Source organism: Arthrobacter sp. 9V, assembly GCF_902506065.1.
In the GTDB taxonomy this organism is placed as follows: domain Bacteria; phylum Actinomycetota; class Actinomycetes; order Actinomycetales; family Micrococcaceae; genus Arthrobacter.
In genome coordinates this window covers 1-1,055 of the sequence record NZ_LR733010.1, presented here as the reverse complement: position 1 = coordinate 1,055, position 1,055 = coordinate 1, and the positions used below count along the sequence as shown (strand labels likewise).

Annotated in this window: 1 protein-coding gene; it reads right to left on the bottom strand. The window is 71.0% G+C overall.

Annotation, left to right across the window (positions count from 1 at the left end):
- On the bottom strand, positions 1 to 960 hold a 960-nt coding region (locus BACI9J_RS23295), incomplete at its 3' end, for an ROK family transcriptional regulator (RefSeq protein WP_159736710.1).
- Between the last annotated feature and the right edge of the window lie 95 nt (positions 961 to 1,055).

Genomic DNA, 1,055 nt, shown 5'->3' with positions numbered 1-1,055 from the left:
GAGCGAGATGCACGTCGCCAGCACTTCGCCGATGTCACGGCCCGCCTGCCGGACGGCGTAGATCGCGTCGAGGTCCGATCGGTTCACCAGGTCGATGACGTCGGCTCCGGTGTGCACGTCGTGCCCCTTCGCGCGGAGGGCCCGGGCGATGGCCGGACCGGAGGCGACGGCCTCGAGGCAGCCGGTGTTGCCGCAGTGGCACGGGACGTCGCCGGCGCGCGAGACGCGCACGTGCCCGATCTCCCCGGCGGTGCCCTGGGCACCGCGCTGCAGCCGGCCCTCGGACACGATGCCGGAACCGATGCCGGTGGCGACCTTCACGAACAGCAGGTGGTCGATGTCCGGCCAGCCGTGCTCCCGTTCGCCGAGCGCGGCGATGTTCACGTCGTTGTCGAGCAGGACGTGGGCGGCGATGTGCTGGCGGAGCCACGAGGGCACGTCGAAGCCGTCCCAGCCGGGCATGATCGGCGGGTTGGCCGGTCGTCCGGTGGAGAACTCGACGGGTCCGGGGACGCCGATGCCGATCGCGATAACGTCCTGTCGGTTGCGCCCGACCTCGGCGAGCAGGTCGTCGATCGTCTCGACGAGCCACGACAGCGTCGGCACCGGGCCGGCCGCGATGTCGATCCGGGCATCACGGGTGGCGAGCGGTGCCGCGACCAGGTCGGTGACGGCGACGCGGCCGTGCGACGCACCGAGGTCGGCGGCGATGACGAGCCGGGCGCGGGGCTTCAGCGCCACCTGGGCGGGCGGACGGCCGCCGGTGGAGACGGCGGTGTCGACGGCACCGACGAGTCCGATGTCGATCAGGGAGTCGAGGCGCACGCCGATGGTGGAGCGTGCGAGTCCTGTCAGTGCGGCGAGCTCGGCCCTGGTGCGCGGCACGCCGTCGCGGAGGATCTGGAAGAGCTCGCTCGTCCCGACCGGAGGCGACGCTGCCGTCCGGTTCAAGTCGACCATGTGGGGAGTGAAGCACACATCGTTCGCGCCACGCAATGAAGTCCGTCGACATTCCTTCGACTTCTGCTTGACCGCCGACAAAAGTGCTCGTAGTG